The sequence below is a fragment of the Taibaiella chishuiensis genome, assembly GCF_003014535.1.
Classification (GTDB): domain Bacteria; phylum Bacteroidota; class Bacteroidia; order Chitinophagales; family Chitinophagaceae; genus Taibaiella; species Taibaiella chishuiensis.
Genome location: NZ_PYGD01000004.1, coordinates 62,720 through 77,377, shown reverse-complemented (window position 1 = coordinate 77,377; position 14,658 = coordinate 62,720). Strand labels below are relative to the sequence as shown.

The following is a 14,658-nucleotide window of genomic DNA, read 5'->3' as shown; positions in this document are numbered from 1 at the left end:
AAGATTAAATAATGAGTAAATTTTGAGGCTGCAAAGATAAGGCAAGGAAATTCAGAAACAGACATTGTCTATGTAAATTTAGCATCATGGTTCAATAAGGATGGGCGTTCCGGGCTGTACATATGTAAAAAGCTCTTCTATTTCACGATCAGATACCGCGATACAGCCCCAGGTCCAGTCGCTGTACAGGTAGGCCTCCGGAGCATGGCGGCGCTGCTGCGGCAAGCCGTGTATCTTGATATCGCCACCTGTCGCATAGCCCTTCCGGCGGGCATTTGAGCGGTCTGCAGCATTGGGATAAGATACGGAAAGATTGCGGTGATAGGCGCTTGCCGCATTACGGCCATCGATACAATACAGGCCCTCCGGAGTTTTGAGATCGCCTTTGCGTTGTTTGGGTCCTTCGGGCGCCTGCCCCAGCGAGATCACATAGGTTTTCAGTTTTCGTCGCCCGGCATAGGCATCCATAGTCCTGTGGGCCTTATACACCACAAGGCTATCCACGCTGTGGCGCAGGGCTGCCGTATCGAAACCAGGGCTGCAACGCAGTTCCTGTTGCCTGGAAATAGCCGCGGGAGCGGTTTCCACAGGTTTATGATGATTGTTGTTGCGGGGTTGCCGGTCGCCGGATTGGGCAGTACAGGAAACCACCGTCATCATCATTACCGGCAGCGCCGGAAAAAATATTCTTTTGATTCCGGTATAAATCGCGGACTTTTGCTCATTATTCATCATGCATATTTTTTGCATATAGCTACTTCACCCATGTCCTTTAAAAAAATAGAGACACAGGACCTTGCTTTTTTCCATAAAATACTAGCCGAAAACCGTGTCCTGGTGGACCAGGAAAATATTGACCGCTGCGCTTCCGACGAAACGGAAGATTTCGTATTCCCGCCGGAAGTGGTGCTGCAGCCCGAAACTACGGATGAGATCAGCCAGGTGCTTGCCTATTGTAATACCCACCATATTGCCGTAACGCCCAGGGGCGCAGGCACCGGCCTGAGCGGCGGCGCCTTACCGGTATTTGGCGGCGTATGCCTCGATATGCGCCGTATGAACCACATCCTGGATATCGATACCGACAACTTCCAGGTGACCACCGAACCCGGTGTGATCACCGAAGCATTGCAAAACGCCGTGATAGAAAAAGGCCTGTTCTACCCGGTAGACCCCTCGAGCCGCGGCTCCTGCTTTATAGGGGGCAATGTGGCGGAAAACAGCGGCGGTCCCAGGGCGGTAAAGTATGGTGTTGTAAAGGATTCGGTGCTTAACCTCGAAGTCGTATTGCCCGACGGGTCGGTGATCTGGACCGGCGCCAACACCCTTAAGAACGCCACCGGCTATAACCTTACCCAATTACTGACCGGCAGCGAAGGCACCCTGGCCGTTATTACCAGGATCGTTTTGAAACTGGTACCCTACCCCAAGGAAAACCTGCTGATCCTGGTGCCCTTCTATTCGGCATCGGATGCCTGCGCTGCGGTAAACCGCATCTTCCTGGCGGGCTTTACCCCTTCGGCGCTTGAATTTATGGAACGCGATGCCCTCACCTGCGCCATGAACTATTACCAGAGCAATACCATAGCCATACCCGACGATATACAGGCCCACCTGCTGATCGAAGTAGACGGCAATAATAAAGAGGTCCTGTTTGGCGAAATAGAGGGCATCAGCGAAGTGCTTAGCGCCTTCCGCACCGGCGAGGTATTGTTTGCCGAAAGTCATGAACAAAAACAGGAACTGTGGAAACTGCGCCGCATCGTAGGCGAAGCGGTTAAGAACGGGTCGATCTATAAAGAAGAAGATACGGTAGTGCCGCGGTCGCGCCTGCCGGAACTGCTGCAGACCGTAAAAGCGGTAGGCAATAAATACGGGTTTAAATCCGTTTGTTATGGCCATGCCGGCGATGGCAACCTGCACGTCAACATCGTAAAAGGCGACCTCGACGATAAGACCTGGGAAGAAGAGCTGCCAACGGCTATACGGGAAATATTCCATTATGTACATTCCGTAAAAGGCACGATCAGCGGGGAACATGGTATCGGTTATGTACAACGCCCTTATATGGATATCGTATTTAATGATATCCAGCTGGGACTGATGCGCGAGATCAAAAAAGTTTTTGACCCCAATGGCATTCTCAATCCCGGCAAGGTATTCTGAGTTCCGTTTTTGTATTGTTAACGAGCCAAGGCTAAGGACAACCACATCGTCTACAGATTAGTGAATTGCCTTACCTTTGTTGTGTATTCTGAAAATAATATTATGAAAAGATTCCTTTGGATTACCCTATTGAGCCTTACCTGCTACAGCATGCATGCCCAGGAGGTATACAACAGCAGCGGCCGCGGGGGCGAAGCCAGGTATAAAGCGAACCAGACCAAAAAGGGATTTGACCCCAATCGCCTGATCTTTGGTGGTGGTCTTGGCTTATCGTTCGGTAATACCACGGCGGTAAGCGTTGCCCCGATCTTCGGATACCGCATTACCGATAATTTTGCAGCCGGGGTAAGCCTGGGGTACCAGTATTTCCGGGTTAAGAATTATATCCCGGTATACAACTACCAGACTTCGGGCTACGATTACTACGACTATAAGTCCAGCGTATTCTCCACCGGTTTATGGGCCAGGTACGTATTCCTGCAAAACTTTTTTGTCCATGCAGAGTTCGAGTACAATTTCATGTCGTTTAACGATTACTACTCCGACTATAACGGGGTGTACTCCACCAAGACCAAATACAATGTACCCTGCCTGTTGCTGGGTGGCGGTTACCGCCAGCCCGTGGGCGAGCACCTGTCTTTCGTGATCATGGCGCTGTACGATGTGCTGCAGGATATACCCGGCAATACCCGCCGCGACCAGCAGGGCAACCGTTACTCCCTGAGCCCTTATGCCGACCGTATCGACTTCAGGATCGGTGTCAATATCGGCTTCTGATCCTTTACGCATCAATTTATTCCCGGATCCGCTGCTCCTGCAGCGGATCCGTTTTTTTGTCCGATGTTTTGAGAAAGCATTTTTTTTCCATTTCTTGCAACGGTTTTCCCATCTACCGGGCAAATCCCCTATCCATGAGCAAGCATCATTTACGCAAGGAAAAAATATGCCAGAACTGCGGGCACGAAGTAGACCGTTTCTGTAACTCCTGCGGCCAGGAAAACATTGAGACCCGCCAGTCGTTCGGCCACCTGGTACGCCACTTTGTCGAAGACTTTACACATTACGAAGGTAATTTCTGGAAGACCATCAAATACTTATTATTCCGACCGGCGTATCTCACCAAAACCTACCTGGCCGGGAAGCGGGTAAGCTACGTGGCGCCGGTGAAGCTGTATATCTTCATCAGTTTCGTAGCCTTCTTCCTGCCCGGCATATTGCCACACTTTAATAAAGAAGGCCAGGGCCCCTCACTGCTCAAGACCGGTCTGCGCAGTGCCGGCAGTGCATTCGAACGCCTGGATAACGAACCCGAACCGATCACCTTTCATTCGGCCGATTCCAACCGGGCAGTGCAGGCCACCTTCAGCGATTTCCGCTCGCCCGAGGCCTACGACTCCGTACAACGCAGCCTGCCCCCGGCCCAACGCGACGACTGGCTGGAACGCTATTTCAACAGGCGCCTGAGCCACCTCAATACCCTGTCGGGCGAAGTGCTGAAGGAAAAAATGTACAGTAACCTGGTCCATAATTTTCCTAAAGCCCTGTTTATTTACCTGCCTATATTCGCTTTGATCATCTGGTTGTTTCATGGTAAAAAACGCTGGTTCTTTTTTGACCACGGGATCTTTACCCTGCATTATTTTTCGTTCCTGTTGCTTTTATTTACCCTACTCAGCATCCTGAAAAATATGCTGCCCTGGCACCTGGTTATGACCTCCAACAAGACGAACATCCTGTTTATCCTGATCCTGTCCGCCTGGAGTGTCTATTATTTCTTCCGGGCACATCATAAAATGTACGGCGAACACCGGATCATCTCCTGGAGTAAATCCGTGGTGATCTATGGCCTCAACACCCTGTTGTTCCTGGTCTTATTGCTGGCATTCGTGATGTTTACCATCGTCAACCTGCATTAACAGCAATACACAACTACCTGTAAACATCCGCCGGCGCTATGTTCCGGCGGATGTTTTCTTTTCAGGAGCACTTGGGGATTCGGCATTTTTTCCATTTCTTGTAATCGCTTTCCATTCAAGCATCCTATGAGCAAACATCATGTGCGTAAAGACCCTACCTGCCAGAATTGCGGGCACACAGTACCACAACGGTACTGCAGTTACTGCGGCCAGGAAAATATCGAGACCCGGCAATCATTCGGGCACCTGGTAAGGCATTTTGCAGAGGACGTAACCCATTACGACAACAGTTTCTGGCGCACCATCAAATACCTGCTGGGCCGCCCGGCCTACCTGACCAAAACCTACCTGGCCGGCAAACGCAACAGCTTCCTGCCGCCGGTACGCCTGTATATATTCGTCAGTTTTGTCGCGTTTTTTATTCCTTACCTGTTGCCCGACCTCACGGGCGACTTTAAGTATCCCGATCCTGTTATCCAGCGGGCCGAAGCACATACCGATGAAGCACTCTACGGTATCGGGCTCAGGAATGGTACGCAGTTTTATGCCCGGAGCCATTACCATACGCAGGCGCAGCTCGACTCCCTGCAACAGGCCTTACCTGCAGGCAATAAACTCAATGCCTTCGACTACTGGACCGAAAAGAAAATGATCGAACTCGGTAAATACAAACAGGAAGAGCTGGCCGAAAAGTTCAACGAATCTTTTGCGCATAACTTTCCCAAGGGCCTCTTTGTCTATATGCCCGTCTTCGCCCTGGTAGTCGGGCTGTTTCATAACCGGAAGCGATGGTATTATTTCGATCATGCCATATTTACGCTGCATTATTTCTCCTTCCTGCTGCTGGCCTTTACCCTGCTCAATATTGTAAATTCGCTGTTGCCTTTAAACCTGGTCTTCAGCTACGAACGTACCGCTACTTATATTTACGCGATCAGTTCGCTGCTCGTTTTCTCCTGGTTCGTCTATTACTTTGCCCGCGGGCATCATAAAATGTATGGCGAAAGCATGATGATTTCTGCGCTCAAATCGTTTTTCATCTTCTTCATTAACCTGGCCTTGTTTTTCGTACTGCTGGCCGGCCTGGGCATCCTTACCGTATTCACCATGCACTAAAGCAGCGCTTTTTTACGAATAACGATTACATTTGCTGCCTGTAACGGGCGGCCGGGCGGCCGCCGTCTAATCTGTAGACTTCATGAATCATCAGCAGATCCTACTGTTTATTATCCTGGCCTACTTCCTCCTGCTGCTGGGAGTAGCTTTTTATACCTCGCGCGGCAGCAACAACGAATCTTTCTTTGTAGGCAACCGCAGCAGCAAATGGTGGCTGGTAGCCTTTGGCATGATCGGCACTTCGCTTTCGGGTATGACCTTTATCAGTGTGCCCGGCACGGTTGGCGCGGGCGCCTTCGGTTATTTCCAGGTGGTGATCGGCTACTGGATCGGCTATTTTATCGTGGCCTATGTACTACTGCCGGTGTATTATAAAATGAAGCTGACGTCGATCTATACCTACCTCGAACGAAGGCTGGGCGTAAACGCCCATAAGACCGGCGCCCTGTTCTTCATCCTGTCACGCACACTGGGTGCCACTTTGCGCCTGTACCTGGTTATTAAAGTACTGGAAACCTTTGTGCTCCGCGACCTGGGTATCTCCTTCGAGCTCACGGCTGTTGTTATCCTCGGCCTCATCCTGCTTTATACCTACCGGGGCGGTGTAAAGACCATTGTATGGACCGATACGCTGCAGACCACCTTTATGCTCCTGGCCCTTATCGTGAGCCTCGTATACCTGGCTGGCCAGCTCAACTTCGGACTGGGCGAGGCCTGGGCCGCTATCAGGGAAAAAGGGATGACCAAAATATTTGCCACCGATCCCCTGCCCGGCAACTACTTCCTGAAACAGATCCTGGGCGGCGCTTTTATTACCATCGCCATGACAGGGCTCGACCAGGAAATGATGCAGAAAAATATCAGTGTGAGCAACCTGAAGGACTCGCAGAAAAACATGGTCGTAATGGGTACCCTGCAGATGATCGTCGTGTTTATCTTCCTCTTCCTGGGCGGCGTGCTCACGATGTATGCCCAGGCCAATGCACTTACCGTAAAGGGAGACGATCTCTTCCCCGCGGTGGCGATATTGAGCAATGGCATTCCCTTTGCTATTACAGTATGTTTTATGATCGGGTTGATATCGGCCCTGTTTCCCAGTGCCGATGGCGCGCTTACCGCGCTTACCTCTTCGTTCTGTATCGATATGCTGGGCATACAAAAGAAAACAGATTGGGACGAAAAGAAGAAGACCCGGGTACGGCTTATCGTGCACAATATCTTCGCCTTCGTATTCCTGTTATGCATCTTCTTTTTCCGCGAAGTAGACAATGGTTCGCTTATCGATATCCTGCTTAAACTGGCCGGCTTTACCTACGGACCGCTGCTGGGGCTTTTTGCCTTCGGCATCCTTACACGCAGGAGCGTAGCGCCCGGCGCCCCGCTGGTCATCTGTATCGCCGCGCTGGTACTGACCCTGGGCCTCGACATGATTAACAATTACCAATGGTATGTGCCGAAGATGAATCTCTCCCCCGCCAGTGCCGCAAGCCTGAAAGGCTTATCGGAAAGCATCTTTGGCCAGTACAAGATCGGTGTAGAACTGCTGATCATCAATGCTGCGATTACCTATGTATTGCTGTTTGCCTGCTCTAAAAAAGGAACAACAACCCTGGCAACCGTTTCCGCATAACGATAATTTACCCTTACCTAATGCGCTTTGCCCTGCCGGGTAAAGCGCATTTTTGTTCTTCTTCCTATCCTCTTTTTCAAACTCCGGATCAGCTCTAAATCCCGGGCCTTTGGTAAAGATCGTGCCTGCTTTACCTATCCACAACACGGTATAACACCGGGGGACTCCATACCGGGCATAAAAAATGCCGTTTCCGGGGCGGAAACGGCATCAGTTTTTTATATTGGAAAAGACGGAAGAACTTAAGCTTCCACTACTTCCTCTTTCAGCTTACCATTGGCCTTTTTCTGGGCCAGGTAAGGAGCATGATAATTTTCCAGGAATTGCTTTTTCGCATCGCGGTAAGAGTCTACCCCGCCGATCAGGCTCAGCAGTCTTACATAACAATAAGCCAGGTCGAGCTGGTAAGGCAGGAAACCTGAACGGGCGCTGGCCGGATACAGGTGGTGGTTGTTGTGCCACTCGCCGGCTACATAACCCGGCCAGATCTGGTTGATCGACATGTCCTTGCGGTTATGATCGACACCATCCACACGTTTGTCTTTACCCTTGCCATGACCTTCGTAGTTGAAGGTACGTACACCGGCCGTCCATACAAAAGCAGAACCGAACAGGGCGCAGGCAAAGCCAATACCATCGTTAAAAATGAATTGACCGAGCAGGTAGAAGGCGCCGAACCAGAAGCCCCAGTTCAGGGCCCAGCTGAGCAGTACCCGTGCAGGGCTGTCGATACTGCCCCAACGCTTGTATTGTGCATAGCTATTGGGGGTAACGCCGGTATGCTTCATCAGGTTCACCACGCGGTTATAGTCCTCTTCAGAAAGATTACGGTTAATGGGCTGGTGATTGGCATCGGCCAGGAAGCAATACAGGAAGCCGGCGCTGGCATTGTAGGGATCGCCCGGCTCATCCGATTTGGCATGATGCACATGGTGGGATACGGCATAGATCTCTTCGAATACCGTTTTGATCACCAGGTGCTGGGTAACGAAACGCCAGAATTTATTTTTGAAGGTATAGGCGCCGTGGGTACAGTAACGGTGATACCAGATCGTACCGTGGGTACCCATCAGGATCATACTGTACACAAAACCGGCTGCGACAAACCACCAGTTGAAATGATAAAACAGGAAAACAAACAGGAAGGGCAACAGGCAGAATAACTGTACCCAGCTGGTAAAAGTCATCCAGTTTTTACGGCATCGGAAAATGTTCAGCCTCCTCGAAAACTCTTTCAAAATCATTGCTGGTGTTGGTTTCACCAGGTTGCCCTGCTCATCTTTCCACCCATAGGATGGCGGCTCTAATACATAATCAAATAATGCCATTAAAACAAAGATTTTATTTAAAAACTTTAATAATTGGGCTAAAAATAGCGTTAATTGTTGATAGTATCAAGTTGAACTGTCAACAATTACCGTAATATGACAATTAAATAAAGCCACACCCCTATCCCGGGCATTTTATTTTTTTATAGAAAACTGCCTGAAAAGCTGAAGGGGAGCAGGTTTTCGACGCTATCCAGCACGATTATACGGCCTGCGGGACTGCTCATAATGATTTTTATCTTTTTTTCCTGGCGCGAGAAAGCTTCCAGCAGGCTCTGCCGGCAAATGCCACAGGGCGAAAGGATCATTTCCCCCTGGTCGTTGCGGTCCAGGTTGCGGTAAGCGATGGCGACAGCGCTTATGGGCACGCCGGGGTACAGGGAGGAAGCTGCCGACAAGGCGGTACGTTCGGCGCAGATACCCGCCGGGTAGGAAGCATTTTCCTGGTTGCCCCCTTTTACAATAGCCCCGTCGTCGAGCAACAGCGCGGCGCCCACCTCGAAGCGGGAATAAGGTGCATAAGCCAGCTGCTGCGCCTCGTTGGCTGCCGCCAACAGCGCTGCCTCTGCGGGTTCCAGCCCGCTGGCATCTGTCAGCAACCGGTAGGAAAAGGAAAAAGCTTTATCCATAATGTTAAATATTATCAACCTGCATACCGGCAACGCTAAACCACCTCAAAGGGGTGAATGATTTACCGGCCAGAAAGCTATCTTTGCTCCAAATGTATAATTTAATATGAAACAGTTTTTTAAGTTTTTCTTCGCTTCGCTTTTAGCGCTGGTCGTTGCAGGAGTTATTTTCTTTATAGCTTTCTTCGCCATTATCGGTTCTATCTCCAAATCTATATCCGGAGCTGCCGTTAAAGAAGAACAATCCCTGGTCAAGGACAAATCTATACTATTTATTGATCTCACCGATAATTTCCACGAACTGGGCGAAAGCAATTCGCTGGCCCTCTTCACCGGCGGCAACAGCCAGTCGGCCGGCCTCCACGACCTGCTGAAGAGCATTGCCTATGCCAAAACGGATAACAATATCAAAGGCATCTACCTGAAAGCCGGCGGCTCGCCCAATGGCCTGGCCACGGCCCAGCAGATCAGGAATGCCCTCAAGGATTTTAAATCCAGCAAAAAATTCATCTATGCTTACGGCGACTTCATTCCCCAGGCCGATTACTTTATTGCTTCCGTAGCCGACAGCGTATTTATCAACCCGCTCGGAACGGTAGAGCTGAAGGGCCTTTCCTCGCAGATCACCTTCTTCAAAGGCGCGCTCGACAAACTGAAAGTACAACCCGAGATCTTCTATTGCGGCCAGTTCAAAAGCGCTACCGAGCCTTTCCGCATGGACAAGATGAGCGAGCCCAACCGCAAACAGCAGGCCGCATTACAGCAGGACGTATGGAACGAAATGCTGCTGGCCATCAGCGAGCATACCCAAGCCGATACCGCCACCATTAACGGCTGGGCCAAACAGGGCGCCGTACAAACCGCGCACGATGCCATCAACTATAAACTGGCCGATGGCCTGCGTTATAAAGACGAGGTAGAAAGCCTGCTGCGCAAACAGACCGGTATCGAAGAAAAAGACAAGATCCGCTTCAGCTCGATCAGCGACTATGTAAACTCGGTAAAAGATAAAACCAGCGACAACAGCATCGCCATACTGGTGGCCGAAGGCGAGATCGTAGACGGTACCGGCTCCGGCTCGGGCCAGCAGATCGCCTCTGAAACATTTATCAAAGAGATCCGTAAAGTGCGGGACAACGACCGGATTAAGGCCGTGGTAATGCGCGTAAACTCACCAGGCGGCAGCGCCCTGGCCTCCGAAGTGATCCTGCGCGAACTGCAACTGCTGCGCAAGAAAAAACCAATCGTCGTATCGATGGGCGACCTTGCAGCCAGCGGCGGTTATTACATCTCCTGCCAGGCCGACAGCATTTTTGCCCTGCCCAATACCATTACCGGCAGTATCGGCGTATTCGGTATGATGTTTAATACCCAGGCATTCTTTAACGAGAAACTGGGCGTTACGTTCGACGGCGAGAAAAACGCTCCTTACGCCGACTTCCCGAATATGAACCGCCCCATGACCGAACAGGAAAAGAAATTTATCCAGAACAGCGTGGATACCATCTACGCGACGTTTAAAAGCCGCGTGGCTGCCGGCCGTAAAATGGATGTGGCTTATGTGGACAGCATCGGACAGGGCCGTGTATGGACCGGTACCGCAGGTTTGAAAAACGGGCTGGTAGATGCCATAGGCGGTCTCGACCGCGCGGTAGCCAGTGCGGCGACCATTGCCAAACTTAAAGATTACAAACTGGTAACCTACCCGGCTGCCGAAGACAAACTGGAAAAATTCATGCGTATGGTGCAGGGCAGCAGCACCAGCGAAAAAATACTGGCCGAGCAATTCCTGGAAAGGGAACTGGGCCGCGAGTACCGCTGGTTCCGTATGTTGAAGACCATGCAGGAGCAAAAGAACCGCATCTGGATGATGATGCCTTATGTACCTGACATCCGTTAAGCCATTTTGCCGGGAACCTGTTTTATTTTCCTGACGGATTAGGGGTAAACAGGTTCCCCGGTTGTCTTTACCGGGACAGATTAAACCCGGAGGCCTGCCAAAAGTCAATATTTTGTCATCGCTGCAGGAAGTTTAAACATTGGCATATGTTTTGTGTTATCCATAAAGAAGCCATGATGCATGCGGTTACAATACGGATTATAGAATATGTCTATGGTTAATTTTTGTAATTTTTTGCACAAAAAATAGAAAAAAATAATTCCAGTACCTATATTTGCATCATAATTTGCTTTTTATAAGCCGAAATCCGTTAAAACAATACGAACACAATCCTAATACACAGTCTATGAAACTTATATACAAGCTTACTTTTTTACTGATCCTTGCGGGCATAGCGCTGGTTAATCCGGACGCTGCCTTTGCCCAAAACGGGGAGAAAAATGTAATTTCCAACCAGGACCGCACCATCGTGGTATACCCTACCCCGGCCAATACCGTTGCGACCGTTCGCCTGTCTTCTTCCCTCCGCAACGAGGTGAGCAAGATCGAGATCGTAAACCTGATCGGCCGTAAGATAGACGAGCAATCCGTATTTGATAAAAATACCGCCGAGTTTACCTTCAATAACCTGGGAAGCGCCGCAGCAGGCATTTACATGGTTGTTGCCCGCGATAAATTCGGTAAAATCATACAGTCTGCCAAGATGATCATCAGCAGATAAATAAAACTACTGTTGCAAGGAATTGCTGAAACGGAAGCCCCACAGGTTTCCGTTTTATTTTGTAAATTAGACTACAGAACAAGATTAAAATATGAGTACCCCGTTATTATATACGCAACCCATAGATGAGGAACAGGAGAAGAAACTGATCTTAAGAGAATACCGTGCCTTACTGCGTGCCCTCAAACAGCGAATTAAAAAAGGAGACCGGAAACACCTGCGCCGCGCATTCGAACTGGCCGCCGATGCACATAAGGATATGCGCCGCAAATCGGGCGAACCTTATATCCTGCATCCCCTGGCCGTAGCCCGCATCGTGGTGGAAGAGATCGGCCTGGGCGTTACCTCCGCCTGCTGCGCCCTGATGCATGATGTGGTAGAAGATACCGAGATCAGCCTGGAAGACATCAGCCATGAATTCGGCGAAACCTATGCCCGCATTATCGACGGGCTGACCAAGATATCGAACGTGGTGGACATCAAAGCCACGGCCTCGATGCAGGCCGAGAACTTCCGGAAGATCCTGCTGACCCTGGCCGAAGACCCCCGCGTGATCCTGATCAAACTGGCCGACCGCCTGCATAACATGCGTACGCTGACCAGTATGACCCGTGAAAAACAGCTCAAGATCGCCTCGGAAACGACTTATATCTTTACGCCCCTGGCCCACCGCCTGGGTTTGTACGAGATCAAGACCGAGCTGGAAGACCTTGCGCTCAAGTATACCCAACCCGATGTGTACCTCGACATCGTTCGCCGCCTGAAGGAAACGAAACGCGACCGTACCCGCTATATCAACGAATTTATCAAACCGGTCAAAGAAGAGCTTTCCGGGCAGGACTTCGACTTCGAGATCTACGGCCGGCCTAAGTCCATCCACTCGATCTGGAATAAAATGCGCACCAAACACGTGGCCTTTAACGAGGTGTACGACCTGTTTGCCATCCGTATTATCCTGAAGTCGCCCAGGGAAAGAGAAAAGGCCGACTGCTGGAAAGCGTACTCGATCATTACCAATTATTACCAGCCAAGCCCCGAGCGCTTACGCGACTGGCTGAGCATGCCTAAAAGTAATGGTTACGAAGCCCTGCATACCACGGTGATGGGCCCCGGCGGGCGCTGGGTGGAAGTGCAGATCCGTACCGAGCGTATGAACGAGATTGCCGAGAAAGGCCTCGCCGCACACTGGAAATATAAAGAAGGCGCTACCAGCGAAAGCAAGCTGGATGCCTGGCTCAAACATATCGGCGAAGTACTGAACAACCCCGATACGGATACGCTCGATTTTGTACAGGACTTCAAGCTCGACCTGTTTACCGAAGAAATTTATGTATATACCCCCAAAGGGGATATGCGCGTATTGCCCAAAGGTGCTACCGCACTCGATCTCGCCTTCGACATCCACTCGGAGTTGGGCGCCCGTTGTATCGGCGCCAAGGTTAACTACCGCCTTACACCGATCAGTAATGTGCTGAAAAGCGGCGACCAGATCGAGATCATTACCTCTTCGAAACAAAAACCTACCGAAGACTGGCTCAACTTCGTGGTTACGGCCAAAGCCAAGTCGAGGATCAAATATTATCTGCGTGAAGAGAAACGGCGCATTGCAGAGGATGGCAAAGATATGCTGCACCGCAAGCTCGACCATATGGGCCTGCAGCCCTCATCGCACAACATCAACGAGATTACCAACTTCTTTAAACTGGCCTCGCCGCTCGACCTTTACTATGGCATAGCGGTAGGCTCTTTTGATCTGAAACCGCTCAAAACCTTTACCATTGCCGGCGACAAGCTGGTACAACCGGTGAAGGAAGTGATAAAATCGGAACCTAAGAAGCACCACGAAGACAAAGAAACCGTTGGCAAAGGTACCGAGCTGATCATCTTTGGCGAAAGTTCCGATAAGATCCTGTATAAGCTGGCGCAGTGTTGCCAGCCGATCCCGGGCGATGCCGTATTCGGCTTTATCACCTCGGGCGAAGGCCTGAAGATACACCGTAACGACTGTCCGAATGCGGCACAATTGATGGCCAACTATGCCCACCGTATCGTGAAGACCAAATGGGCCAAGAACAAAGAGATATCGTTCCTTACGGGCGTAAAGCTTACCGGGCTTGACGACGTGGGCATCATCCGCAACATTACCAACGTAATTACCGACGAGCTCAACATGAACATGCGTTCGATCAGCGTCGACTCTACCGACGGTGTATTCGAAGGTACGATCATGGTGTTTGTACACGACCGCGAAGAACTCGACGAGCTGTGTATCAAGCTGGGCGCTATCCCGGGCATTACCAAGGTAGAAAGGATCGAAGCCGGGGATGAGTAGTGTTTAATGTTGAGATGTGAGATATGAGATATGAGATGTGAGATATGAGATGTGAGATGTTAGATATGAGATGTTAGATATGAGATGTTAGATGTGAGATGTTAGATGTGAGATGTTAGAGGGAGCCATTGTCATCCTGAGCGCAGCGAAGGATCTTACTGGAGGGAGCGAAAGCGGTAATAAGCCTTACCTTCCCGAGGGAGCCCCTGTCATCCTGAGCGCAGCGAAGGATCTTAATAGAGGGCGCACAAGCGGCAATAAGCCCTTACCTTACAGAGGGAGCCATTGTCATCCTGAGCGCAGCGAAGGATCTTAATGGAGGGCGCACAAGCGGTAATAAGCCTTACCTTCCCGAGGGAGCCATTGTCATCCTGAGCGCAGCGAAGGATCTTAATGGAGGGAGCATAAGCGGTAATAAGCCCTTACCTTACGGAGGGAGCCATTGTCATCCTGAGCGCAGCGAAGGATCTTAATAGAGGGCTCATAAGCGGTAATAAGCCCTTACCTTACAGAGGGAGCCATTGTCATCCTGAGCGCAGCGAAGGATCTTAATAGAGGGCGCATAAGCGGTAATAAGCCTTACCTTCCCGAGGGAGGCCCTTGTCATCCTGAGCGCAGCGAAGGATCTTAATAGAGAGCGCACAAGCGGTAATAAGCCTTACCTTCCCGAGGGAGCCCCTTGTCATCCTGAGCGCAGCGAAGGATCTTAATGGAGGGCGCATAAGCGGTAATAAGCCTTACCTTCCCGAGGGAGCCCTTTGTCATCCTGAGCGCAGCGAAGGATCTTAATGGAGGGAGCGTAAGCGATAATAAGCCCTTACTTACGAAGAATGACAATGGAGGTAGCGTAAGTGCAGGTAAGCGATAAGCATAACTCGCGTAACATTCGCCCGTAGACAAAGCCTGCTAACCGATAAGAT

The 14,658-nt window shown here is 50.5% G+C and carries 11 protein-coding genes; 8 read left to right on the top strand and 3 right to left on the bottom strand.

From position 1 onward, the window contains the following. Window positions 1–84: 84 nt before the first annotated feature. Window positions 85–735 (bottom strand): L,D-transpeptidase family protein, encoded by a 651-nt coding sequence (locus B0I18_RS12485; protein WP_181358448.1) that lies wholly within the window; start codon window positions 733–735, stop codon window positions 85–87. A 30-nt stretch (window positions 736–765) separates the two neighbouring features. Here B0I18_RS12485 and B0I18_RS12480 point away from each other — a divergent pair, with 30 nt between their 5' ends. The 5 genes from B0I18_RS12480 (at window position 766) to B0I18_RS12460 (ending at window position 6,828) form a co-directional block, all read left to right on the top strand. After that, entirely contained in the window at window positions 766–2,166 is a 1,401-nt protein-coding gene (locus B0I18_RS12480; protein ID WP_106523056.1) for an FAD-binding oxidoreductase, read from the top strand. A 102-nt stretch (window positions 2,167–2,268) separates the two neighbouring features. Then, entirely contained in the window at window positions 2,269–2,943 is a 675-nt protein-coding gene (locus B0I18_RS12475; RefSeq protein WP_106523055.1) for a hypothetical protein, read from the top strand. Window positions 2,944–3,077: 134 nt separating this feature from the next. Next, window positions 3,078–4,082, top strand: coding sequence for a DUF3667 domain-containing protein (locus B0I18_RS12470; RefSeq protein WP_106523054.1), 1,005 nt, complete (start codon window positions 3,078–3,080; stop codon window positions 4,080–4,082). 126 nt (window positions 4,083–4,208) lie between these two features. Then, a complete protein-coding gene (locus B0I18_RS12465; protein ID WP_106523053.1) occupies window positions 4,209–5,198 on the top strand; it encodes a DUF3667 domain-containing protein in 990 nt (329 codons plus the stop codon). A gap of 82 nt (window positions 5,199–5,280) precedes the next feature. Further along, window positions 5,281–6,828 (top strand): sodium:solute symporter, encoded by a 1,548-nt coding sequence (locus B0I18_RS12460; RefSeq protein ID WP_106523052.1) that lies wholly within the window; start codon window positions 5,281–5,283, stop codon window positions 6,826–6,828. A gap of 242 nt (window positions 6,829–7,070) precedes the next feature. On the opposite strand, the gene B0I18_RS12455 is transcribed toward B0I18_RS12460, so the two are convergent. Both B0I18_RS12455 and cdd read right to left on the bottom strand, forming a co-directional pair. After that, the gene (locus B0I18_RS12455; protein ID WP_106523051.1) at window positions 7,071–8,156 is read right to left on the bottom strand and encodes a fatty acid desaturase family protein; all 1,086 of its coding nucleotides are present in this window, start codon (window positions 8,154–8,156) and stop codon (window positions 7,071–7,073) included. 143 nt (window positions 8,157–8,299) lie between these two features. Continuing rightward, window positions 8,300–8,785 (bottom strand): cytidine deaminase, encoded by a 486-nt coding sequence (cdd, locus tag B0I18_RS12450; protein WP_106523050.1) that lies wholly within the window; start codon window positions 8,783–8,785, stop codon window positions 8,300–8,302. A gap of 106 nt (window positions 8,786–8,891) precedes the next feature. On the opposite strand from cdd, the gene sppA reads away from it, so the two are divergent. The 3 genes from sppA to B0I18_RS12435 all read left to right on the top strand — a co-directional run bounded on the left by sppA (window position 8,892) and on the right by B0I18_RS12435 (window position 13,738). After that, window positions 8,892–10,685 carry a signal peptide peptidase SppA gene (gene sppA / locus B0I18_RS12445; RefSeq protein ID WP_106523049.1) on the top strand — a complete coding sequence of 598 codons (1,794 nt, stop codon included), beginning with the start codon at window positions 8,892–8,894 and terminating at the stop codon, window positions 10,683–10,685. Between the two features lie 346 nt (window positions 10,686–11,031). Continuing rightward, on the top strand, window positions 11,032–11,406 hold the full coding sequence (locus tag B0I18_RS12440) for a T9SS type A sorting domain-containing protein (RefSeq protein WP_106523048.1): 375 nt from the start codon (window positions 11,032–11,034) through the stop codon (window positions 11,404–11,406). A gap of 91 nt (window positions 11,407–11,497) precedes the next feature. Further along, window positions 11,498–13,738, top strand: a complete 2,241-nt coding sequence (locus B0I18_RS12435; protein ID WP_106523047.1) for a RelA/SpoT family protein — start codon at window positions 11,498–11,500, stop codon at window positions 13,736–13,738. The last annotated feature ends 920 nt before the right edge of the window (window positions 13,739–14,658 follow it).